We start from the raw sequence: 21,876 nt of genomic DNA, 5'->3' as shown, positions 1-21,876 counted from the left end.
ATGTGAAGGCTGCGCGGTTGTGCCCTTCGCGCCACGAGCCCGCCCGCCGCTTCGCCCCCGTCAGGCGGCCTTCGGAACCGCCTGCATCGCCGCCAGCGCCCCGGCCACCGCCGCCTCGGGCGGGGTCTGCGGCAAAGCGCCGATCAGGGCCTCAAGATCCGCGCCGTCAAGGGCATGGGGCGTGGACCAGAGATAGGCCATTTCCGCGATTTCCCGCGACATCGGATGCACCAGACTCAGCGCGCGGATCGCGGTCCAGGGGAATCGCGCCGGTTTCAGAGGACGCCCCGCCGCGCCTTCCAGAAGCGCCTTCATCCGGGCCCCGGTCAGCACATGGCCGGCAAAGCCCAGATCGGCGAAATCCGGCAGGGCGGCATGGGCTTCGGCCAGCGCCACGAAGGCCCGCGCGAGATCGGGCAGATAGGCCCAGGCATGGGGCAGATCCATCGGCCCGGGATAGACGAATCGCCCCTTGCCCAGCCGGGAGGCCACGGCAAGGTCGAACCACGAACCGCCCGGACGGGGCCCGCCGTAGAAATCGCCGGCGCGCAGGATCGTCGTGCGCACCCGCCCCTCGGCCGCGGCCTGTCGCAGCAGCGCCTCGACATCGCGGCGGATCACCCCCTTGCGGGCCGTCGGGACCTGAGGGGTATCCGCCCGCAGCACCGCCGGCATCCCCGCGCCGTAATTGTAGACATTTCCGGGGAACAGGTGATGCGCCCCGGTGGCCGCGCAGGCAGCGATCACGTTGCGCGCCATCGGCCGGACGGTCTTCGGCCAGTCGGTGTAGACCGGGTTCAGCGCATTGACCACCACATCGGCCCCGCGGATCGCGCCGGCCAGAGATCCGGCCTGCAGGGCATCCGCCGCCCGGGGCTCGGGCCGGCCCGGGGCGCCGGCCACTTCGGCGGCCAGGCGACCGGTGCGGGTCACCGCGATCACGTGATGGCCACGGGCGGCCGCCGCGCAGGCCACGCTGGATCCAAGCCGCCCGTTGGCGCCCAGGACGGCGATGGTCAGGCGATGGGATGTATCGGACATGTCGGACGGGTTCATCTGTTCATTCCCTTGAACTGGCTGTGACAGGATGAGGATGACCATTCAGGAAAGAGACTTCCATGGCCGCAGGCGAAGCACTACCATTCAGAAATGAATGATGTAGACGCCCGTCACGATGCCGATTTCCCCCTGCCCGCCAGCGCCCTGGACTGGAACGCGGTGCGCCTGTTCCTGGCCGTCGCCCGGGCCGGATCGCTGACGCTTGCGGCGGGCCGCACCGGCCTGTCGCAGCCCACGCTCGGGCGGCGGATCGACGCGCTGGAGGCGCAGCTGGGCACCACCCTGTTCCTGCGCGGGCGCCGGGGCGTGGTGCTGACCGATGCCGGGGCCGACCTGCTTGTGCGGGCCGAGGCGATGGCCGCCGAGGCCGATGCCTTCCAGCGCGCCGCGACCGGTCGCAAGACCGTGCCTGCCGGCGATGTGCGCATCACCGCAAGCCGGGTCGTCTCGACCTACCTGCTGCCGCCGATCCTGACCGCCCTCGGCCAGAGCGATCCGCAGATCCATATCGACGTGGTGGCCAGCGACGAGGTCGCCAATCTTCTGCGGCGCGATGCCGACATCGCCGTGCGCATGGTGCGCCCGACCCAGCCGGAACTGATCGCCCGCAAGATCGGAGAGCTGCGCCTGGGCGCCTTCGCCGCCCCCAGCTATGTGCAGGCCCACGGGCTGCCCGAACCGGAGGCGCAAAGCCTGCTGTCCCATCGCCTGCTGGGCTACGACCGCTCGACGCTGATCCTCGACGGGCTGCGCGCCGCCGGGCTGCAAACCACCCGTGACGCCTTCGCGCTGCGCACCGACGACCAGATCGTCTACGCCCATTTGCTGGCAAGCGGGGCGGGCATCGGTTTTTCGCCGGTCGCGCTGGCGCGCCGCCAGGGGCTGATCCCGGTGCCGTTGCCGGTGCCCATTCCGCCACTGCCGGTCTGGCTGGTGGCCCATCGCGACCTGCGCACCAATGCCGCCGTCCGGCGGGTCAGCGACGTGATCGCCCGGGGCCTGACCCGCGCCCTCCAGTCAAAGGAGGCAGCACCCGAGCCCCGGTGACCCTCCTGAAAGGCGCCGGAAATCGTCTGCTTCAGTTCACGCAACCTAGGAACATTTCGCAAACCCATCTTGGGAAAGCGCAAAGTAAATATAAATCAATGGCTTGAATGGTGGGTGATGAGAGACTCGAACTCCCGACATCTTCGGTGTAAACGAAGCGCTCTACCAACTGAGCTAATCACCCGCCGGGCGATCCTCTACCGCATGGCCGGCCGGGATGGCAAGAGGTGACATGCAGCATCCCCCCTTCATCGTCTTCACCGATCTCGACGGCACCCTGCTGGATCATGCAAGCTATGGCTGGGACCCGGCACGTCCGGCCCTTGAAGGGCTGGCCCGGCACGCGATCCCGGTGATCCTGGCCTCGTCCAAGACCGGCCCCGAGATCGCGGCGCTGCGCGCGCGCATGGGCCTGTCGCGCTGGCCCGCCATCGTCGAAAACGGCGCGGGCCTGCTGCCTGCCGAAACGCCCGCCCCCGCGCTAGGCCCCGACTACCAGCGCCTGCGCGCCCTCCTCGAAGACCTGCCCGCCGAACTGCGGGCGCCTTTCCGGGGCTTTGGCGATCTCGGCCCCGACGGGGTGGCCGAAGATGCGGGCCTGTCGCCCGAGGGCGCCGCCATGGCCTGCCGGCGCAGCTTCTCCGAACCCGGGCTCTGGGACGGCGATGCCGGGAGCGAGGCCGCCTTCATCGCCGCTCTGGCCGAACGCGGCGTGACGGCCCGGCGCGGCGGCCGCTACCTGACGCTCTCCTTCGGCGGCACCAAGGCCGACCGCATGGCCGAGATCGCCGCGCAGTACGACGCCCCCCGCATGGTCGCGCTTGGCGATGCGCCCAATGACCGGGAAATGCTGGAAACCGCCGACCTGGGTTTCATTATCGGGAACCCCCATGGCACCGGCCTGCCGCCGCTGCCCGGCGAAGCGACAGGGCAAATCCGCCGCAGCACGAAAATGGGTCCGGAAGGCTGGAACGAAATGATCCAGCCGCTACTATCGAACCTGACGGAAACCTGACAGGAGCCTCCGGTGGCAGACTTTCACCAGAACGGCAATATCGCCACCATCCACAACCTCCGCACCCGCAGCACCGAGGACATGAGCCGCGAACTGGCAAGCTTTGCCACGGTGCGCAAGATCAGCCTGGTGCTGCCCTCGCTCTACTCGGAGCTGGAGGGCGATGCGCTGCCCAACATCCTGGCAGAGCTCTCGCAGGTCCCCTACCTGCACCGCATCGTCATCGGCCTCGACCGGGCGAGCGAGGACCAGTATCGCCATGCGCGGCAGTTCTTCTCGGTGCTGCCGCAGAACCACGTGGTCATCTGGAACGACAGCCCCCGGATGCAGGCGATCCACAAGCGACTTGAGGATCTGGGCCTCGGCCCGATCGAGCCCGGCAAGGGCAAGAACGTGTGGGGATGCCTGGGCTTCCTGATCGCCTGCGCCGACAGCTCGGTGGTGGCGATCCACGACTGCGATATCGTGACCTACCACCGCGACATGCTGGCCCGGATGGTCTACCCGGTGGCCAACCCCACCTTCCCCTACCAGCTTTCCAAGGGCTATTACGCCCGGGTCGGCGCCAACAAGATCAACGGCCGGGTCAGCCGGATGCTGGTCTCGCCGCTGCTGATCGCGCTGAAGCGCACCATCGGGGATCGCGACTACCTCGATTACCTGCGCGCCTTCCGCTACCCGCTCTCGGGCGAGATGGCGATGCGCACCACGGCGCTTCCCGACCTGCGCATCCCCTCTGACTGGGGGCTGGAGATCGGCGTGCTCTCGGAGGCCTGGCGCAACATGGCCCCGAAATCGGTCTGCCAGGTGGAGATCGCCGACAGTTACGACCACAAGCACCAGGACCTGAGCCAGGAAGACAAGACCCAAGGGCTGAGCCGGATGTCGATCGACATCTGCAAGGCGGTGTTCCGCAAGCTGGCCGCCGATGGCACGGTCTTCACCGAAGAGGTGTTCCGCACCCTGAAGGCCACCTACTATCGCTCGGCCCTGGATCTGCTGGACTGCTACTACAACGACGCCAAGGCCAACGGCCTCTTCATCGACCGCCACCAGGAAGAGATTGCCGCCGAACTTTTCGCCGAGAACATCATCGAGGCCGGACAGGCCTTCCTGGCGAATCCGCACGAGACCCCGTTCATTCCGACCTGGAACCGGGTCCATGCGGCGGATCCCGACCTGATGTCGGACATGCTGAAGGCAGTGGCCGAGGACTTGAAGGAATTCGCCTGAATTTGAACCGGTCAGGGGGCTCTGCCCCCGCCGGCGCTGCGCGCCGTTTCCCCCGAGGTATTTGGAACAAGAAAATGGGGGGAGGCGCGCGCGCTCCTTTCATCTTTCCCCAAATACGGACTCGCACCCGCTGATGCGGGCACGCCCTTCGGCTTTCATCTTTCCATAAATATGCAATCGCGGCGCTTGCCAGGGGCGCTCAGCCCCGGTTGGTGATCCACCGGCACTGATAGGGCGCGAAGGAAATCGGCGCTCCGCCGGGATTGATCGTCTCGTCGCTGAGCAGATCGATCCAATCCTCTCCGTCGATGAGGTTGATCGCCAGCGGGTCGATCTCGATCGTCGCATCGGACACGTTGTGCAGCGCGAAGATCGACTGGTCCCGATCGAGGCTCTGACGCCAGAGGCCGAAGATGCGGTCATCGACCTGCAGGGTGAACTGGGTGGCATTGGGGTGAAAGGCGCGCTGGCGGCGGCGCACGCCGATGCGGCGGCGCATTTCCGAGAGCACCTGCGCCTGGGTCGAGGCGGGATCGTCGAGCAGGTCCAGCAGCTCCCGGTAATCCCAGCGGCGGCGGTTGATTGCCCGGTTGTGACCGGATTTCTCGACCCCTTCCTGATCGTTGGGCGTGCCGAGCAGCGCGTGGATGTAGAAGGCGGGAATGCCTTCCAGCGCCATCATCATGGTCTGGGAAGCCAGGAAACGCTCCAGCTGGTGCCCGTCCTCGCCCGCGAAGGTGCCCTTCATCGCCTCGAACCAGGTGATGTTGAGCTCATAGGGGCTTTCACCGCCATCGGGCAGCGCCCGCATCGACACGCGACCGCCGAAATCGCGGATCGACTGGATGACGCGGGCGGTGTCCTCGGGCTTGAGGATGCCTTCGGCGGGGCGCATCCCGATCCCGTCGTGGGAGGCGGTGAAGTTCAGATAGGCACAGCCCAGCTGCGCCGGCGGCATGGTCGCCTGCCAGCGGATCAGGTTCTTTGCCGTGCCCGCCAGCATGGCATGCAGGATCAGCGGCGGCAGCGAGAAGTTGTAGACCGCGTGGGCCTCGTTGCGGTTGCCGAAGTAGGAGAGGTTTTCCGCGTTCGGCACGTTGGTCTCGGTCAGCAGGATCAGGCTTTCCGAGGCATAGTCGAAGAACAGCCGCATCAGCCGGATGATGGCATGGGTCTGGGGAAGGTGGATGCATTTCGTGCCCACCTCCTTCCACAGGAAGGCCACCGCATCGAGGCGGATGATGCGCACCCCGTTGTCGACATGCAGCCGCATCACCCGCAGGAATTCCTTCAGCACCTCGGGGTTGCGGAAGTCCAGATCCACCTGGTCGTGGCTGAAGGTGCACCAGACATGCTTGGTCCCGTTCGCGGTCGAGACCTCGCGCAGCAGCGGGTGGGTGCGCGGACGCACCACCATCGAGAGGTCCTCGCCGGGGGATGCCTCGAAGAAGAAACGGTCATAGGGCGGATGGCCCTGGCGGTAGGCGTTGAACCAGGCCGAGGAGCTGGAGACATGGTTCAGCACCAGGTCCGACATCAGCAGGAATTCCTCGCCGATGCGGCGAATGTCGGACCAGTCGCCCAGGATCGGGTTCACCGCGCGATAATCCGTCACCGCGAAACCGTCGTCGGACGTATAGGGGAAGAAGGGCAGGATATGGACCCCGTTGACCACGCCCGACAGCCGGTTGGTCAGGAAATCCCGCAGCAGGTCCAGGGGCTTGTGCTGGCCATCGACGATGGAGTTGCCATAGGTGATGACCAGGGCGTCGCGTTCGGACCACTGCCGGTTGCCGGGCACGCGACCGCGCTTGCGGCGGCTGCTGTCCTCGGGCCAGAAGGCGGTGATCAGCGCCTGGGAGAGGGCCGGCACGTCCTGATCCGGATAGATCTGCCGCACCAGGGATTCCAGCTTGTGGCGGAAGGTCGAGGAGGACTCGGTCGTCTGCAAGGCACTACTCCGGTTACTGCCTTGAAAGCTTCCAGACTTTTTCCGGGGGTGCAAGACGTAGCGGCATCCGGAGGCCCTTCGGGGGCCGGGGCTGCGTGGAATGGCCGCGCCGCGCGCTCAGAAAGATTGCCCGCCCTCGAGCGCGCCCAGCAGCGCCTCGCGCAGGGAGGGGCCGAAGCCGTCCTCGGGGCGGAACAGCGCCGGGGCCCCTTCCCGGCGCAGCAGGTCGCGCAGCGTTTCGCGGTCCACGGGCTGGCGCAGGGCGATGACCCGGGCGGCCAGGTGATCGGCCCGGGCGCTGCCCGACAGCGCTCCGGCAGCGGCCTGCATCACCGTGTCGTCCCCCCGCCGGAAGCCGGCCAGGAACAGGTCGAAGGCCCGGGCCGGGTCCGGCGCGGGCTGCAGAAGCTGCGCCCGCGTCAGGTAGCTCAGCGCCTCTTCCGCCGGGCCCAGGCGCGCAAGCGGCCCGCCGACTCCGGCCAGAACCGTGGCATCATGGGGATTGAGCCGCACCGCCATGCGCCCGGCCGCGATCGCGCCGGGCAGCTCGCCCCGGGCCAGCCGTGCCCGGAACAGCGCGTACTGCATCAGCGGCGACACGCCGCCGCTCACCTCCGGGCGGGCGGCCTCTGCGGAAGGCGGGCTGTCTCCGGTCAGCATCGCAAGCGCCCGCAGGAAGACCGGCGCCTCGCGCAGCAGTCCCGGCGTGGCGCAGCCGGGCGTCTCTGGCGCGCCACCCGTGGACAGCGCCATGTAGAGGTCCGCCGCGCAGCCCATCACGCGCCCGCTCTCCCCCTCTTGCAGGACATCGCGCCACAGCGGCCCCTGCCCCTGCACCAGCGACGCCGCCAGGCGCTCCAGCGGGCTCAGCCCCTCGCCCTGCGACCAGGGCGAAACCGGAGTCACCCCGCCGGTTTCCAGGGTCGCGACCTTGGTGGCCAGGATATGACGGTCCGAACCATGGCGCAGGATCAGCATCCCCATCTCGCCGGAATGCACCACCTCCAGCACGTAGTCCTGCGGCCCTGAATCGGGCAGAGGCCGCCCCAGCCCCCCCGGCATCACCAGGTCGAGCATCTCGAAGCCCGACAGCACCTTGCCGACCTCCATCACCAGCGGCCCGGTGCGCAGCGGTTCCCCGACCCCGCGCAGATGGATCTTCACCGTACCGGGCGGCGGCGAGAGCAGATCGCTCAGCCGGCCGATCCCGGGCGTGACCATCAGCAGGATGACCAGCATGGCCGGCAGCAGCCCCACCAGCATCACCTGGCGCAGCAGCGCCCGACGGCGGCCGGAGGGCGGCGGTTCGCAGGAGACATAGGCGGGATTGGGCAGGAACTGCGGCCGGTAGCTCCCGCGCGAGAAATGGATGCGCAGCGGGCAGTTCCGGCCCTCTCCGGCGTCATGCAACTCCAGCGCCCGGCGCAGGCGGGCCATTTCGACCCGGACGATACTGTCGCTTGAGGGATTGAAGTCCGCGCCCCGACCCAGAACCTCGGTTCCGATCGCATAGGCCTTGATGCGCGCCCCCCGACCGGCCAGTTCTTCATGAACAAGGTATTCGAGGATGGCCCTCAGGCGGGAGGTCTGGCCAAGGTACCCGCCGTCGATGACATGCTGCATCGCCGAAAGCGCGGCCTCTTCCCTGTCCTCATCCCAGTCCGCCGCATCGTCTGACCTTGCGACTTCCAATCGAGCCTCCCGAACGCGACCCCCGTGCACAACGTGCACCCTGTGGTTGCATAAGGCGCCTTCCCGGTGGTGGTTTCAAGGAAAAACACATTCGCCGCGCAAGAATATATCCTGCCGCAATAACAACCTATCACCCTGGGCAATTTTTCGACAGCTTCGTTTCCGAAAAAGGATCCTACGGACGCGTCGGAAAAATGCCGGTGACAGCTGCATTTGGAAACGCGGCCAGAGCTGCGGCGCTGCAAACCGGTAACCCCTGACCAGCACCATGAAATTCCCGCACATGGCAAGGCGCGACCGATTGTCACCCCATTTGGCCCGCGGCTGCGTGGCCATTAAGAATTGGCCGGACACCCCGCAAACAAAGGGGGTCGCAATGCCGCCCCGGGACCTTGTGGATAAACCGGTCCCGCCGGGCCGGGCGGAAATGGCCCCGCCCGGCCCGGTGATCAGAGCCCCGGCGCCATGGCCGGGGCAAAACCGTCCAGCGACTGGGCTTCGACCTTGCGCAGCAGGGCGATCATGCCATCGACGACGGTCTCCGCGTGGGTCGCACCCTTTTCTGCGGTTGCAAGATGAGCCTCGCCCACAACGCCCTTCGGGTTGCAGTCCGCCGCCGTCCAGCCATAGGCCACCGGCCCGATCGGAGAGAACAGCGAGGTCTCGGCGGAGGATCGGAAATCCTCGGCCAAGGACATCTCAACGCAGTTCGGGGCAAAGTTCAGCACCTGGCTGGTCTCGCTGTCGCCGCCGTGGATGCCGTAGGTACGCTCCTGCTCGGAATAAAGGCCCTGCGGCCCGCCGGTGGCGCCCCAGCCAAGGCGCACGCAGAACATCCCCGCCTGCACCCGCAGCTCGCGCGAGACGATGGAGATCAGGTCGGCATTGCCGCCGTGGGAATTCATGATCACCAGCTTGCGGATGCCGGCGCGGGCGACGGACAGCCCGATTTCGGTCCAGGCGCGCAGGGCGGTTTCCGCCGACAGCGTGATGGTCCCGGCGGCCCAGAGGTGCTCGTTCGACTTGCCGACCGCCTGCACCGGCAGGATGCGGATGTCCATGTCGGCGGGGGCGCGTTGCTTCAGCAGGGCCAGGTTGCCCTCGTTGATGATCGTGTCGGTGCCGACCGGCAGATGCGGCCCGTGCTGCTCGATCGCGGCGACGGGCAGGACGGCGATGGTCTTCATCGGGTCGAGGCCGATGAACTCGGGGGCGCGGAACTCTTTCCAGTCGCGGGCGCTCATGTCTGGGATCCTTGTTTCAGCGGCCGCAGGAGGCGGGTCATCTGGCGCGACACCCGCGCGAGGTGCTTCCGGCGGCTTTCCGGGGTGGAGCTGTCCATCAGGTAATGGGCAGCGAAGGCGCGGCGGGCGCGCCGGTGCAGCAGCAGGCCGAGGCCGCGCGCGATGGTGCGCCGTCCCGGCGCGCCGACAAAGCGCGTCAGCCACCAGGAGGCGCCGCAGGTGGTGAAGATGCCAAGGCGGGTGATGTGATGCAGGCCGGGGCGGATGACCTCTCCGTCCGCCTTGGGCATCAGGAAGGCCACGTCGGGCAGGAACACCCGGTCCAGCCAGCCTTTCAGCATCGCCGGCAACCCGTACCACCAGGTCGGGTAGACGAAGATCAGCGTGTCGCACCATTCCAGATCGGCGCAGTGGTCTTCGACCGGGGCACGGTTCGCCGGCGTCTCCAGGTAGCCGGTCCATTCCGGCAGCGGCAGCACCGGATCGAACCCCTCGGCGTAAAGGTCGCGCAGGCGGATCTCGGCCCCGGCCTCGCTCAGGTGCTTCAGGACAAGGTCCCGGATCCCGGCGGTGAAGCTTTCGCCGGAAGGGTGGCAATAGACGACGAGCGCCTTCATCAGAAGGTCTCCATTTCCTGTCCGACCTGACCAAGGAAGGCCTTGCGGCGCACCTCGGTGGCCCGGTTCATGTCGTAGAGGGCCAGGAAGCGGCGCGAGGCCAGCCGGGTCGAGCCCCAGGCCGCCCGCATCACCGCGCGGCGCGGCGGATCGCCCGCCAGCCGCGCCTTCCAGCGCGCGCCCCCATAGGTGCAGACCGCGCCCAGCTTGCGGATGTTCGACAGCGCCGGCACCGTCACCCCGTTCTGCATCTTGAAGGAGACGCCCGGCAAATAGACCCGGTCGAAGAAGCCCTTCAGCATCGCCGGGTAGTACATGTTCCACACCGGGAAGACGAGGATCAGCGCATCGGCGGCGCGCAGGCGGTCCACGTAGCCCTGCACCGGCAGGGTGTTGACGTCGAGGTTGTGATAATTGCGGCGCTCCTCGGCGGTCAGCACCGGGCTGAACCCCTCGGCATAAAGATCGCAGTCATCGACCTCCCACCCCCCTTTCGACAGGCCCGCCACGGTCTGCGCATGCAGCGCCCCGGCAAAGCTTTCCTCGCAGGGGTGGGCATAGACCACCAGCGCGCGGCGTCCCATCACTCGGCCGCCTTCCGAAGCCCCGGCCAGGCGTACATCGTCTCATAGCCCCAGTCGGGATCATCCCAGGAGATCATCTTGCCCGGGTTCAGCAGACCCTTGGGATCGACCTGGCGCTTGAATTCCAGCTGGCGGGCATCGGTGGCCTGCCGCCCGCCCTCTTCCAGCGTGTAGCGGTGCGGGTTGAAGTTCGGGATGCCCATCGCCTCGTGCTCGGCGACGATGGCGTCCAGGCGTTCTTCGGTGGTGAACTTGACCAGCGTCAGCCCGGCCATGTTCACGCGGCCACCGCTGCGCGTCACCTCGATATGCTGGAGGCATTCGGGCGAGAAGGCCGCGCGCGCCTCCAGCACCTTCGCCACCGGATCCTCGGTCCCGTAGGAGGTTTGCAGATAGGTGATCGAGGGGTCGATCTTCATCGCGCGCAGGGTGGTGTGGTTCCAGCCGTATTCGAAGACATGACCGGGCGCCTTGGTCCACTGCGTCTGATCGCTGCGGTAGATCACCTCGGCGCCCGCGTGGCGGGCGGTGAAGGTTTCAAAGCCTGCCATCGACTGCGGCGCCACCATGATCGCCAGCACCGTCTGATCGGGCGTCACATGGGGTTTCACCCGCAGGAAGTAGTCATGCGCGACGGGCGGTTCGAAGACCGAGATCAGCTTCAGCAGGATGCCGTCCTGGCTGGCCAGATCGTAGGCATAGCGCAGCGCTTCACCGAAATCGGGGAAGGTCACGAACATGCCGACCCAGTCGTAGGCGGCGGTCAGCGGCATCTCCAGCTCGGTGATGATGCCGTTGGTGCCATAGGCATGGGCAACGCGGGTCAGGTCCTCTCCGGTGATCTCCTGGATCTGCGGCTCGGCCTCCATGGTCACGACGCGCAGGCGGATGATGTTTCCGGGATCGCGCAAGGACCCCCAGCGGATGCCCCCGACCCCGCCGGAGCCCCCGGCGACAAAGCCGCCGATGGTCGCGGTCGCCCAGGTGGAGGAGAACATGCGCAGCTCCTGCCCGCTGTCGCCCTTGCAGGCGGCATCGAGGTCGCGCAGCACGGCGCCGGGTTCGACCACGACGGAACCGGGGCGGATCTCCTTCACCTTGTTCATGTTGGCGAGGTTCAGCACGCAGCCCCCCGCCAGCGGCATGGCCTGGCCGTAGTTGCCGGTGCCGGTGCCGCGCGCGGTGACCGGCACGTCATGGGCATAGCAGGTCTTCAGCACCTCGATCACCTCGGCCTCGGAGGTGGGCGAGACGACGAAATCCGCCGTGACGTGATCCAGCCGCGCCTTCAGCACGGGCGAATACCAGAAGAAATCCCGGCTCTTGGCCTTCACCGAAACCGGCTTGGTGTCGAGGTCGAGGTGCGAAAGGGCTTTGATGCAGCCGTCGAGGTCCATGTCAGGCGATCCTCATGATGTCGTCGAGGTCCTCGTAATCGGGCAGCGTCGTGTCGATGCAGGCGCCTCCCACCATCACGAGGCGGTCATGTTGCGGACGCGAGAACAGCTCGGTCCAGTTGCGGGCATTGCAGATCACCATGTCGGCGCGCTTGCCCGGGGCGAAATCGGGGGTGTCGAAGCCGCAGGCGGCGGCGGGGTTCGCCAGGAAGCTGCGGAACCAGGGGTAGTCGGAATGGTCCAGATGGCCGATCCGCATCGCCTCGCGCATCACCTCGATCATGTCCAGATCGCCATAGGCGTAGAACGGGTCGCGGGTGTTGTCGGAGGCAAACGAGACGTTGATGCCGCGTTCGACCATCTCGTGCACCAGGGTGATGCCGCGGTTCCTGGGCGTGCGCCCGGCGTGGCGGTCCTGAAGGTAGAGGTTGCACATCGGCAGGGAAACCACGTCGATCCCGGCCTCAGCCACCAGGTCGAGGGTCTCCAGCGCCTCCTTCTCGGGCATGGTGGACAGCGAGCAGACATGGCCGACCTGAAGCTTGCGGTCATAGCCGCGCGCCAGCACCGTCTTCGCGATGTCGCGCAGGGTGTTGACGGTCGGGTCCATGGTTTCATCGACATGGATGTCGGTGTGCAGGCCGCGCGCATCCGCCGTATCAAAGAAGATATCCAGCTGCGCCTGAAGATCGGGGTTGGGATAGGTCACCGCGCCCAGGATGCCACCGGTCTTCGCCACCCAGTCCGCCGTACCCTGGAAGGCCGGGTCGGTCAGGTAAAGGCAGGTCACCAGGCAGGAGGCCTGTAGCGCGATCCGGTCGGCCCATTCCGCGCGCACCTCGGCAAAGAGCGGCCAGGCGATGCCGTCCTTGGGCGGCTGGCTGTCCAGATGGGTGCGGATCGCGCCGGTGCCATGGGCATAGGCCGATTTCAGCGCGAAGGTCATGCGGGCGCGCACGTCCTCGGTGGTCCAGCGGGCGGCGGCATCGGCGCCCACGGCGCCAAGCGCGCCCTCGAAGGTGCCCGTGGGGTTCGGCATCCGGGGCGTGATGTGCCCCTTGTCGAGGTGGGTATGCGCCTCGACGAAGCGGGGGAAGGCGATGGCGCCCCGCATGTCGATCTGCGGCAGGCCGGTGGTGTCGGCGGTGAACTTTCCGTCCCGGATCGCGACGGAGGCCGGCGCGAAGGGCGTGCTTGCCCCCACCAGGTAGCCGGGCACGGAAAGATTGGTCAGCCGGACGGGGCCGCCGGGAAGTTTGGGAAGTGCCATGTCTTTACTCTCGGTTCAGCGCACTTTCGTGCCACTTGCGCAGCGCCAGCCAGCTGACCAGCGAGGTCAGCCCGTAGATGATCACCCCGGTTGCCGCGATCAGGATCAGCCCCGCGAACATGCGGGGGATGTTCAGCCGGTAGCTGGCCTCCAGGATGCGGAACGCCAGCCCCGACCCGATGCCGCCGGTGCCGGCGATGTATTCCGCGACCACCGCGCCGATCAGCGCCAGACCGCCCGCGATGCGCAGCCCGCCCATGAAATAGGGCAGCGCCGAGGGCAGTTGCAGGTAGCGCAGCCGCTGCCAGCGGTTGGCGCGGTAGATGGTCATCAGGTCCGACAGGTTGTGATCGACCGATTTCAGCCCCAGCGTGGTGTTCGACAGGATCGGGAAGAAGGCCACGATCCAGGCGCAGAACAGCAGCGCGATGAAGCGGTTGTCGATGTAGATGAAGATCAGCGGCGCGATCGAGACGATGGGCGTCACCTGAAGGATAACCGCGAAGGGGGCAAAGGACATCTCGGCAAAGCGCGAGAGCGAGAAGATGACCGCGATCGCCACCCCCCCGATCACCGCGACGCCCAGCGCCATGGCGGTGATCTTCAGCGTCACCAGCAGCGCCGAGGACAGGATGCCCCAGTCGGAAAACAGCGTCTTCATCACCAGCCCCGGGCCGGGCAGGATGTATTTCGGGATGTTGTTCCAGACCACCAGCCGGTCCCAGTACCAGATCGCCAGCGCCATCACGAGGACGGGCAGCACGTATTTGGCGATCTTCTCCATCTTCTTGCGCCGGGCCTTGCGCTCTTCCTGGGCGTCGTGCAGGGGCCCTTCAATGGGTTCGGCGGCGGGGGTGGTGTCGGTCAGGCTCATTCTGCGGCCTCCGTGGCGCCGGTGGCGCCGTGCAGCGTGTCCGAGGTCTCGCGCGCGATGCGGGCATATTCCGCCGAGGTGCGCCATTCGATGCCGCGGGGATAGGGTTCGGGGACCTGGATCTCCTTGATGATGCGGCCCGGGCGGGCGGCCATCACCAGGATGCGGTCCGACAGGAAGACGCTTTCGAAGACCGAATGGGTGACGAAGATCACCGTCGCCCCGGTGCGCGCCTTCAGGTTCAGCAGGTCGTCGTTCAGCTTCTGGCGGGTGATCTCGTCCAGAGCCGCAAAGGGTTCGTCCATCAGGATCAGGCGCGGTCGGGTGACCAGCGCGCGGGCGATGGAGACCCGCATCTTCATGCCGCCCGACAGCTCGCGCGGATAGGCATTGGCGAATTTCTCAAGCCCGACGAGAGAGAGCGCCTCCTCGATCCGGTCCTTCACGGAGCGGAACGACTGGCCGCGCAGGCGGAACGGCGTCCAGACGTTCTTGGCCACCGTCGCCCAGGGCATCAGGGTCGGTTCCTGGAACACCACGCCCAGATCGTCGGCGCCCTGCCCCCCGGTCCAGTCGATCTTGCCGATGGAGGGCTCCATCAGCCCTGCGATCAGGCGCAGGGCCGTGGATTTGCCGCAGCCCGACGGGCCGAGGAGCGAGATGAAATCGCCCTCGTTCACCGTCAGGGACAACCGGCGGAGCGCGACGACCCCCTTGTTGAACGTCTTGTCGACAGAACGGACGTTCAGGATCGGCGCGCGGTTTCCGAGGTCAGCGATCATAAGGTTACTTCTTCAGATCCATGCCGACGCCCTTGTCCACGAACTGCTTCGTGTAGGCCTTGGAGATATCCAGGCCCGCCTTCACGACGCCGCCCTCGACCATCTTGTCGTAGAAGTCCTTTTCGCGGGCGTCGGTGATGGCACCGATGCCCAGGGTCAGCGCATCGCCCGAATCCACGATGCCCTGGTCCTTCATCGCCTGCACGGCGTAGTCGATGGCCTCCTGGGACATGTCGGGGTTCACCTCCTTGATCATCGCATCGGTCTTCGAGCGATCCCCGTAGAGGTAGTTGTACCAGCCCTTGATCGAGCCATCGACGAAGCACTGAACAACCTCAGGAGACTTGTCGATGGTGCCCTGCATGGTCTGGATCGTCGTCGCATAGGCGGTGTAGCCATGGTCGGCCAGCAGCCAGACATCCGGCGCCCAGCCGGTCTGCTGCTTGATGGAGAACGGCTCGGAGGAGACATAGCCCTGCTGGGCGGCATTCTCGTCCACGATGAAGGGGGCCGAGTTGAAGGTATAGGTCTGGCGCTGCTCGTCGGTGAAGCCGTAGGCCGCCTTCAGCCAGCTGTAATAGGGCGTGGCATCGGCCACGATCATCTTCATCGGCTTCAGATCCTCGAAGGTCTTGGCCTTGCCCGGGTGGGTCAGCAGGACCTGCGGGTCCTTCTGGAACAGCGCTGCCACATCGACCAGCGGCAGGTCCTGTTCGACGCCGAAGAAGGCGCCCAGGGTCGAGCCCATGTAGAAGTCGATCTTGCCGGCCAGCAGCAGGGCCTGGTTGTTCACCTGGGGACCGCCGGGCAGGATGGTCACATCCAGGCCGCAATCCTTGTAGGTGCCATCCACCACGGCCTGATAGAAGCCGCCGTGCTCGGCTTCGGCCACCCAGTTGGTGCCGAAGGTCACCTTGGTGAGGTCCTGCGCCGCCAGAGGGGCCGCCATCGCCAGAAGCGCGGCCGCCGAAGCGAGGTGAGTCCGGAACATGTTGTATCTCCCTGTCCTGTAGGCCCAGCCTTGGCGGGCGTCAGGGCGCATGCGACCGAAATTCGCAACAGGACACGGGATATTTCCCGCAACGGGTCATTTTTTGACTTTCCGGTCAGGGAGCTGCCTAACCCTTGGGCAATCCCGTGATCCCGGCAGAGGCCGGAGCGCTGCGCGCACCGGTCAGGCAGCCAACTGGAAGCAAAGGGAAAATGCCCCGCCGCCCGGTTCGGCACCGTTACGCTTTGACAGCCGGGCAGCGCTGTGAAACACCTGCCCCTGCGACAGGGGCGCCCCACAGGCTGAGACGGACCCTTTGAACCTGAACCAGATAATGCTGGCGGAGGGAGGCGCAGGGACCCCGCCAATGCGCCTCAGGTCCCGGCTCTTTCTTGCCGCTCATCATGTGCGAGAAAGAGGAGCGCCATGACCGAGCTGACCGAGACACGACTTTCCGAGACATTGGCGCATATGCGGGCCACGGCGCCGCTGGTGCAGAACATCACCAATTTCGTGGCCATGAACATTCAGGCCAACGTGATGCTGGCGGCGGGCGCCTCTCCGGCGATGGTGCATTCCAGCGCCGAGGCGGCGGAATTCGCCGGTATCGCCCAGGCCCTCAGCATCAATATCGGCACTGCCGACCCGGCCTGGAGCGGCGCGATGGAAGCCGCCGCGACCGCCTCCGTGGCCGGCGGCAAGCCCTGGGTGCTGGACCCGGTGGCGGTGGGGGCCACGGGCTTTCGCCGCACCCTCGGGGCGCGGCTGCTGGCGCTGCGGCCCAGCGTGATCCGCGGCAATGCCTCCGAGGTGCTGGCGCTGGCGGGGCAGCTGCGTGCCGGGCGCGGCGCCGATGCCGCCGACAGCGTGGCCGAGGCAGAGGCCGCCGCGACCCGTCTTGCCCTGCAGGCAGGCTGCACCGTCGCGGTGACCGGGCCGGTGGATTTCGTCACCGACGGCCACCGCGCGGCCCGCATCCGCAACGGCCATCCGATGATGCCGCGCGTCACCGCCCTGGGTTGCGCGCTGACCGGCCTGGTCGCAGCCTTCACCGTGGATCAGGATCCGTTCCGCGCCACCCTTGGCGCGCTGGCCTATTACGGCCTTGCCGGAGAGGTCGCGGGCCGCAGCGCCGAGGGTCCCGGCAGTTTCCAGGTAGCCTTCCTGGATGCGCTGCACGCGCTTGGCCCCAACGACCTGACCGCCGGCGCCCGGATCGAGGAGATCCCCGCATGATCCCCCCGCTCTGCTTCATCACCGATGCCGGTGCGCCGCGCTCTGCCCTGGCCCAGGCCGAGGCCGCGGCCCGCGCCGGGGCGCCCTGGATCCAGCTGCGCGACAAGACGCTGGCCGATGCCGACTTTGCCCGCCTCGCGCGCGAGATGTCGGACCGGCTGGCGCCGCTGGGCGCGAAGCTGTTCCTCAATGACCGGGTCGACGTGGCGCTGGCGCTGCGCACCGACGGGCTGCACATCGGCCAGAGCGATGGCGACCCGGCGCTGATCCGCGACCTGATCGGACCCGAGATGATCCTGGGCCTGTCCGTCGATACCGACGCCCAGCTGGCCGCGATCCCCGAAGGCATCGTCGATTACCTGGGCATCGGCCCGGTGCGCGCCACCGCCAGCAAGTCGGACCATGCCACGCCGCTGGGGCTGGAAGGCGCGGCGCGGATCATCGCCCGCACCGCCCTGCCCTGCCTGGCCATCGGCGGGCTGACCCATGCCGACACCGCGCCGCTGAAGGCCGCCGGTGCCGCCGGCATGGCCGTCGTCTCGGCGATCTCAAGGGCGCCGGACATGGGGCTTGCCACCGCCGAAATCCTGCAAGCCTGGAGCCGCGCATGATCCCCAATATCCTCTCCATCGCCGGATCCGATGCCTCGGGCGGGGCCGGTATCCAGGCCGACCTGAAGGCGATCGGCGCCAATGGCGGCTACGGCATGAGCGTGATCACCGCCCTGACCGCCCAGAACACCCAAGGGGTGCGGGCGGTGGCGCTGACCGACCTTGCGATGATCCGCGCCCAGATGCAGGCGATCCGCGACGACATCCGCATCGACGCGGTGAAGATCGGAATGCTGGGCAGCCCCGAGATCGTCCTTCTGGTGGCCGAGCTGCTGGCGGGGCTGGACTGCCCCGTGGTGCTGGATCCGGTGATGGTGGCCAAGGGCGGCGACCGGCTGCTGGCGGCCGAGGCCGTGGCAGCGCTGCGCAGCCACCTGCTGCCGCGGGCCAGCGTGATCACCCCGAACCTGCCCGAGGCCGCCGACCTGCTGGACACCGCAGAGGCCGACAGCCCCGCGCAGATGCAGGCGCAGGCCCGCGCCCTGCTGGCCCTTGGGCCCCGTGCGGTGCTGCTGAAGGGCGGCCACCTGCCCGGCGGCGCCTGCCCCGACCTGCTGGTCGATGCCGACGGCCAGCAGACCTTCGAAGCGCCCCGCATCGCCACCGCCAACACCCATGGCACCGGCTGCACGCTGTCCTCGGCCCTGGCGACCCAGCTGGGCCACGGCCTGCCGCTGGCCCGGGCCACCGCCGCCGCCAAGGCCTACATCACCGCCGCCATCGCCGGGGCGGACCGCCTGCGCGTGGGCCACGGCCATGGCCCGGTGCATCATTTCCACGCCCTCGAGAAGACCCCGACATGAGCTTTACCGACGACCTCTGGACCGCCACCGCCGAGCTGCAACAGCAGATCGCCGAGATGCCCTTCAACCGCGACCTGGCCGCCGGCACCCTGCCACCCGAGACCTTCCGCGGCTACATCATCCAGGATGCCCACTACCTTGAGGGCTATGCCAGGGTGCTGGCGCTGGCCGCCGCCCGCGCCCCCGATGCCGAAGCGATCCAGCAGCTTGCCCAGTCCGCCGGCAATGCCATCGCGGTCGAGCGCGGGCTGCATGCCCATTACATGGGCCTGTTCGGGGTCAGCGCGCAGGACTACGCGGCAACCGGCCCCTCGCAGGCCTGCGATCACTACGTCAGCTACCTGGCCGGGCGCGCCGCCCTGGGCGACTTCCCCGAGCTTCTGGCCGCCATCCTGCCCTGCTTCTGGATCTACCACGAGATCGGCCAGCAGATCGCCACCACCGCCGCCCCCGAAAACCCCTACCGCGCCTGGATCGACACCTATGCCGGAGAGGCCTTCGCCGAGGGGGTACGCAAGATGCTGGCGCTGGTGAACCGCACCGCCGGGGCCGCCAGCCCCGAAACCCGCGCCCGGATGCACGCCGCCTTCGCCCGCGCCAGCTGGCACGAATGGCACTTCTGGGACAGCGCCCATCACCGCCGTGGCTGGGCGCAGCCGTAACGCCCTGATCACGGACATTTTTCAAAGGCCTACGGTTTTCCGCCCTTCCGTGGGGCAAGTTCGGAAAATCCCCGCCACTTTCCGCAAGCGGGGGGAAGATTTCCCCCCGCACCTTCCTATATGCTGAAAGAACCCGGCGCACCGGAACCTGCGCCCCTGCCCCATACTGTCTCAAGACCCGAACGGACCCGCCCCACGACATGGAGATCGTCGCCCTTACCACCATCGTTGCCAGCCTCTTCCTGATCGTGGGGGTGTGCGAACCCCTCGCCGAGCGGCTGAAACTGCCCTTCACCGTGATCCTGGCCGTGGTCGGGATGCTGATCGGGTCGGGCGCAGCCGTCTTCCTGTCGGTGAACTTCGCAAATTCGCTGAACTTCATCGCCGCGACGATCACCGACCTGCCGATCAAGGCCAATGCCTTCCTCTACATCTTCCTGCCCACCCTGCTGTTCCAGGTGACACTGGGCATGGACATCCGGCGGATGCTGGACGACTGGGTGCCGATCATCCTGCTCGCGGTGGTGGCGGTCGTGCTCTCGACGCTGGCGATCGGCTTCTCGCTTTACTGGATGGGCATCGTCTCCATGGCGACGGGGTTGCTGGTGGGCTCGGTCGTCTCGACCACGGACCCCTCGGCGGTGGCCTCGATCTTCAAGTCGCTCTCGGCGCCGAAACGGCTGGGACGCATCATCGAGGGGGAAAGCCTGCTCAACGATGCTGCCGCCATCGCGCTGTTCGGCCTGTTCATCACCTTCACCATGGTCGCCACCCCCGAGCCGACGATCCTCGAAACGCTTGAGACCTTCCCCTACCTGGTCGGCGCCGGTGCCCTTGTGGGCTGGGTCATGGCGCGGATCGGCCTGTGGATCATGGCGCAGTTCAACCGTTTCGAACTGGCGCAGGTCAGTGTCTCGGTGGCGCTGCCCTATCTGTCCTACATCATCTCGGAACAGTTCCTGTCGGCCTCGGGCGTGATCTCGGTGGTGGTCTGCGGTCTGGCGCTGAACTTTACCGGCCCGGGTCGGATCGACCCGGTCCGCTGGGACAAGCTGCGCGAGGTCTGGGACCTGCTGGCGCACTGGGCCGGGGCCCTCATCTTCATCCTGGCGGCGATCCTGATCCCCAAGCTGATGGAGACCGCCACCTGGATCGACCTGTTTTATGTCGGTATCGTCGCCGTCGCGGCCATCGCCGCGCGCGCCGTGGTGCTGTTCGTGCTGCTGCCGCTGCTGACCCTCACCCGGCTCTCGCCCAAGGTCGAGACGCCCTACAAGATCGCCATTCTCTGGGGCGGCCTGCGTGGCGCGGTGACCCTCGCCCTGGCCCTGGCGGTGACCGAGAACCCGCTGATCCTTGATGAGACCAAGCACGCGGTCGGCATTCTGGCCACCGGCTTTACCCTGTTCACGCTGATCGTGCAGGGGATCTCTCTGCGCGCGGTGATCGGGCGGCTGAAGCTGGACCGGCTCTCGCCCATCGACGTGGCGCTGTCGAAACAGGTGGTCGCCGTGGCGCTGCAAAGCGTGCGCGAACGGGTGGCCCGCGCCGCCGAGCACCTGGACCTGACCAAGGAGATCGTGCGCGCCGAGGCCAAGGATTTCGCCGAACGCCTTGATGCTGCCGTCGATCAGGCGGAAAGCGAGGAAGGCATTCTGGACCGCGACCGCATCACCCTGGGGCTGATCGCCCTGGCCGGTCACGAGCTGGACCTGGTGGATCGCGGCTATGAAGGCGGCCTGATGTCGGCCAAGGTCTACGAACAGGTCCGCGCCCTGTCCGAGCGGGTTCTGGAAGGCGCGCGCTCTTCCGGGCGTACCGGCTACCGCGCCGCCTACCGCGAGGCCCTGGGCTTTGACAGCCGCTTCCGCATGGCGGTGTTCCTCGACAACCGCACGCGGATCTCGCGGCCACTGGCGGTGCTGACGGCGGATCGCTTCGAATTCCTGCTGGCGCAGCGGCTGGTGCTGAAGGGGCTGCACGATTTCATCGACACCCGCATCCGCCGCATCCACCGCCGCCGCGTCGCCGAACTGCTGCACGAGCTGGTCGAGCGCCGGATCGAAGCGGTGGAACAGGCCCAGGAGGCGCTGAAGCTGCAATATCCCGGCTATGCCGAGGAGCTGGAGCGCAAGTTCATCCGCCGTACCGGCCTGCGGCTGGAGCGACAGGAACTGGACGACCTGATGGAAGAGGGGCTGATCGGCCCCGAGCTGCACCTGACGCTGATCCAGAAACTGGATGCCAAGGCCAACCGCGAGCGGGCGCGCCCGAAGCTGGACCTGGCGGTGCGCAAGGTCGATCTGGCGCAGCAGATCCCGCTGTTCGCCGAATTCGACAAGGCGACGCTGAAGCAGCTGTCCAAGACCATGGTCACCCGCTTTGCCAGCCCCGGGGAAATCCTGCGACGGCGTTCGGACATGCCGCGTTCGGTCTTCTTCATCGCCTCCGGAGCGGTCGAGATCCGTGGCCCGAAGCAGACCAACCGGCTGGGCCGGGGCGACATGTTCGGCTCGATCTCGCTGCTGACCGGGGAACGGTATCGCGGCGATGTGCAGGCCATCGCGCCCACCACCCTGCTGGTGCTGGACGAGGCGCGCTTCCGCAAGATGCTGACCACCCGCAAGGGCATCCGCAAGGCGATCCTGCGCATGGCCGAGGACCGCGACATGTCCGACACCGCCCGCGAGAAGCTGCGCATCATGCTGGGCAACGAAGAAGAGCCGAGCGAGGACAAGGCCGCCGCAAAAGCCGCTAAACCGGCGGCAGAGACCCCGCCGCCGGTGCCCGAGAAGGCCGCCGAATAAC

Annotated in this window: 19 protein-coding genes, 1 tRNA gene and 1 riboswitch; of the genes, 8 read left to right on the top strand and 12 right to left on the bottom strand. The window is 67.3% G+C overall.

Annotated features, from left to right (window positions below):
• Nucleotides 1-60: 60 nt before the first annotated feature.
• On the bottom strand, nt 61-1,041 hold the full coding sequence (locus tag KM176_RS03930) for an NAD(P)H-binding protein (RefSeq protein WP_160895316.1): 981 nt from the start codon (nt 1,039-1,041) through the stop codon (nt 61-63).
• 108 nt (nt 1,042-1,149) lie between these two features.
• On the opposite strand from KM176_RS03930, the gene KM176_RS03925 reads away from it, so the two are divergent.
• A complete protein-coding gene (locus KM176_RS03925) occupies nt 1,150-2,106 on the top strand; it encodes a LysR family transcriptional regulator (RefSeq protein WP_160895315.1) in 957 nt (318 codons plus the stop codon).
• Nucleotides 2,107-2,214: 108 nt separating this feature from the next.
• Here KM176_RS03925 and KM176_RS03920 read toward each other — a convergent pair.
• Nucleotides 2,215-2,290, bottom strand: a tRNA-Val gene (locus KM176_RS03920).
• Nucleotides 2,291-2,338: 48 nt separating this feature from the next.
• Here KM176_RS03920 and KM176_RS03915 point away from each other — a divergent pair.
• Both KM176_RS03915 and KM176_RS03910 read left to right on the top strand, forming a co-directional pair.
• On the top strand, nt 2,339-3,121 hold the full coding sequence (locus tag KM176_RS03915; RefSeq protein ID WP_160895314.1) for an HAD-IIB family hydrolase: 783 nt from the start codon (nt 2,339-2,341) through the stop codon (nt 3,119-3,121).
• A 12-nt stretch (nt 3,122-3,133) separates the two neighbouring features.
• Nucleotides 3,134-4,354, top strand: a complete 1,221-nt coding sequence (locus KM176_RS03910) for a glycosyltransferase family protein (protein WP_160895313.1) — start codon at nt 3,134-3,136, stop codon at nt 4,352-4,354.
• A 199-nt stretch (nt 4,355-4,553) separates the two neighbouring features.
• Here KM176_RS03910 and KM176_RS03905 read toward each other — a convergent pair whose 3' ends face one another.
• From KM176_RS03905 to KM176_RS03860, 10 genes are all read right to left on the bottom strand, one after another.
• Nucleotides 4,554-6,305, bottom strand: coding sequence for a sugar phosphorylase (locus KM176_RS03905; RefSeq protein ID WP_160895312.1), 1,752 nt, complete (start codon nt 6,303-6,305; stop codon nt 4,554-4,556).
• Between the two features lie 117 nt (nt 6,306-6,422).
• Nucleotides 6,423-7,997: a tetratricopeptide repeat protein gene (locus KM176_RS03900; RefSeq protein ID WP_160895311.1), complete on the bottom strand. Its 1,575-nt coding sequence runs from the start codon at nt 7,995-7,997 to the stop codon at nt 6,423-6,425.
• 449 nt (nt 7,998-8,446) lie between these two features.
• A complete protein-coding gene (locus KM176_RS03895; protein ID WP_160895310.1) occupies nt 8,447-9,241 on the bottom strand; it encodes a creatininase family protein in 795 nt (264 codons plus the stop codon).
• Complete coding sequence (locus tag KM176_RS03890) at nt 9,238-9,858, bottom strand: NAD(P)H-dependent oxidoreductase (RefSeq protein WP_160895309.1); 621 nt, start codon at nt 9,856-9,858, stop codon at nt 9,238-9,240. The genes KM176_RS03895 and KM176_RS03890 overlap by 4 nt, the downstream gene beginning before the upstream one ends.
• Nucleotides 9,858-10,442 (bottom strand): NAD(P)H-dependent oxidoreductase, encoded by a 585-nt coding sequence (locus KM176_RS03885; protein ID WP_160895445.1) that lies wholly within the window; start codon nt 10,440-10,442, stop codon nt 9,858-9,860. Before KM176_RS03885 ends, KM176_RS03890 begins: the two co-directional genes overlap by 1 nt.
• On the bottom strand, nt 10,442-11,839 hold the full coding sequence (locus KM176_RS03880; RefSeq protein ID WP_160895308.1) for an FAD-binding oxidoreductase: 1,398 nt from the start codon (nt 11,837-11,839) through the stop codon (nt 10,442-10,444). The genes KM176_RS03885 and KM176_RS03880 overlap by 1 nt, the downstream gene beginning before the upstream one ends.
• A gap of 1 nt (nt 11,840) precedes the next feature.
• The gene (locus KM176_RS03875; RefSeq protein ID WP_160895307.1) at nt 11,841-13,109 is read right to left on the bottom strand and encodes a cytosine deaminase; all 1,269 of its coding nucleotides are present in this window, start codon (nt 13,107-13,109) and stop codon (nt 11,841-11,843) included.
• 4 nt (nt 13,110-13,113) lie between these two features.
• Nucleotides 13,114-13,983 (bottom strand): ABC transporter permease, encoded by an 870-nt coding sequence (locus KM176_RS03870; RefSeq protein WP_160895306.1) that lies wholly within the window; start codon nt 13,981-13,983, stop codon nt 13,114-13,116.
• The gene (locus tag KM176_RS03865) at nt 13,980-14,765 is read right to left on the bottom strand and encodes an ABC transporter ATP-binding protein (protein ID WP_160895305.1); all 786 of its coding nucleotides are present in this window, start codon (nt 14,763-14,765) and stop codon (nt 13,980-13,982) included. The genes KM176_RS03870 and KM176_RS03865 overlap by 4 nt, the downstream gene beginning before the upstream one ends.
• A 4-nt stretch (nt 14,766-14,769) precedes the next feature.
• The gene (locus KM176_RS03860; protein ID WP_160895304.1) at nt 14,770-15,756 is read right to left on the bottom strand and encodes an ABC transporter substrate-binding protein; all 987 of its coding nucleotides are present in this window, start codon (nt 15,754-15,756) and stop codon (nt 14,770-14,772) included.
• A gap of 276 nt (nt 15,757-16,032) precedes the next feature.
• Nucleotides 16,033-16,122: riboswitch (TPP riboswitch) on the top strand.
• 60 nt (nt 16,123-16,182) lie between these two features.
• Here KM176_RS03860 and thiM point away from each other — a divergent pair.
• From thiM to KM176_RS03835, 5 genes are all read left to right on the top strand, one after another.
• Nucleotides 16,183-16,992: a hydroxyethylthiazole kinase gene (gene thiM / locus KM176_RS03855; RefSeq protein ID WP_160895303.1), complete on the top strand. Its 810-nt coding sequence runs from the start codon at nt 16,183-16,185 to the stop codon at nt 16,990-16,992.
• On the top strand, nt 16,989-17,603 hold the full coding sequence (gene thiE, locus KM176_RS03850; RefSeq protein WP_160895302.1) for a thiamine phosphate synthase: 615 nt from the start codon (nt 16,989-16,991) through the stop codon (nt 17,601-17,603). Before thiM ends, thiE begins: the two co-directional genes overlap by 4 nt.
• The gene (gene thiD / locus KM176_RS03845; protein ID WP_160895301.1) at nt 17,600-18,406 is read left to right on the top strand and encodes a bifunctional hydroxymethylpyrimidine kinase/phosphomethylpyrimidine kinase; all 807 of its coding nucleotides are present in this window, start codon (nt 17,600-17,602) and stop codon (nt 18,404-18,406) included. Before thiE ends, thiD begins: the two co-directional genes overlap by 4 nt.
• Entirely contained in the window at nt 18,403-19,068 is a 666-nt protein-coding gene (gene tenA / locus KM176_RS03840; protein WP_160895300.1) for a thiaminase II, read from the top strand. Before thiD ends, tenA begins: the two co-directional genes overlap by 4 nt.
• Nucleotides 19,069-19,268: 200 nt before the next feature.
• Nucleotides 19,269-21,875 carry a cation:proton antiporter gene (locus tag KM176_RS03835; RefSeq protein WP_160895299.1) on the top strand — a complete coding sequence of 869 codons (2,607 nt, stop codon included), beginning with the start codon at nt 19,269-19,271 and terminating at the stop codon, nt 21,873-21,875.
• Nucleotide 21,876: the final 1 nt, after the last annotated feature.

Source organism: Pseudooceanicola endophyticus (assembly GCF_018760365.1).
GTDB lineage: Bacteria > Pseudomonadota > Alphaproteobacteria > Rhodobacterales > Rhodobacteraceae > Pseudooceanicola > Pseudooceanicola endophyticus.
This window is presented reverse-complemented; position numbering and strand designations above follow the sequence as displayed.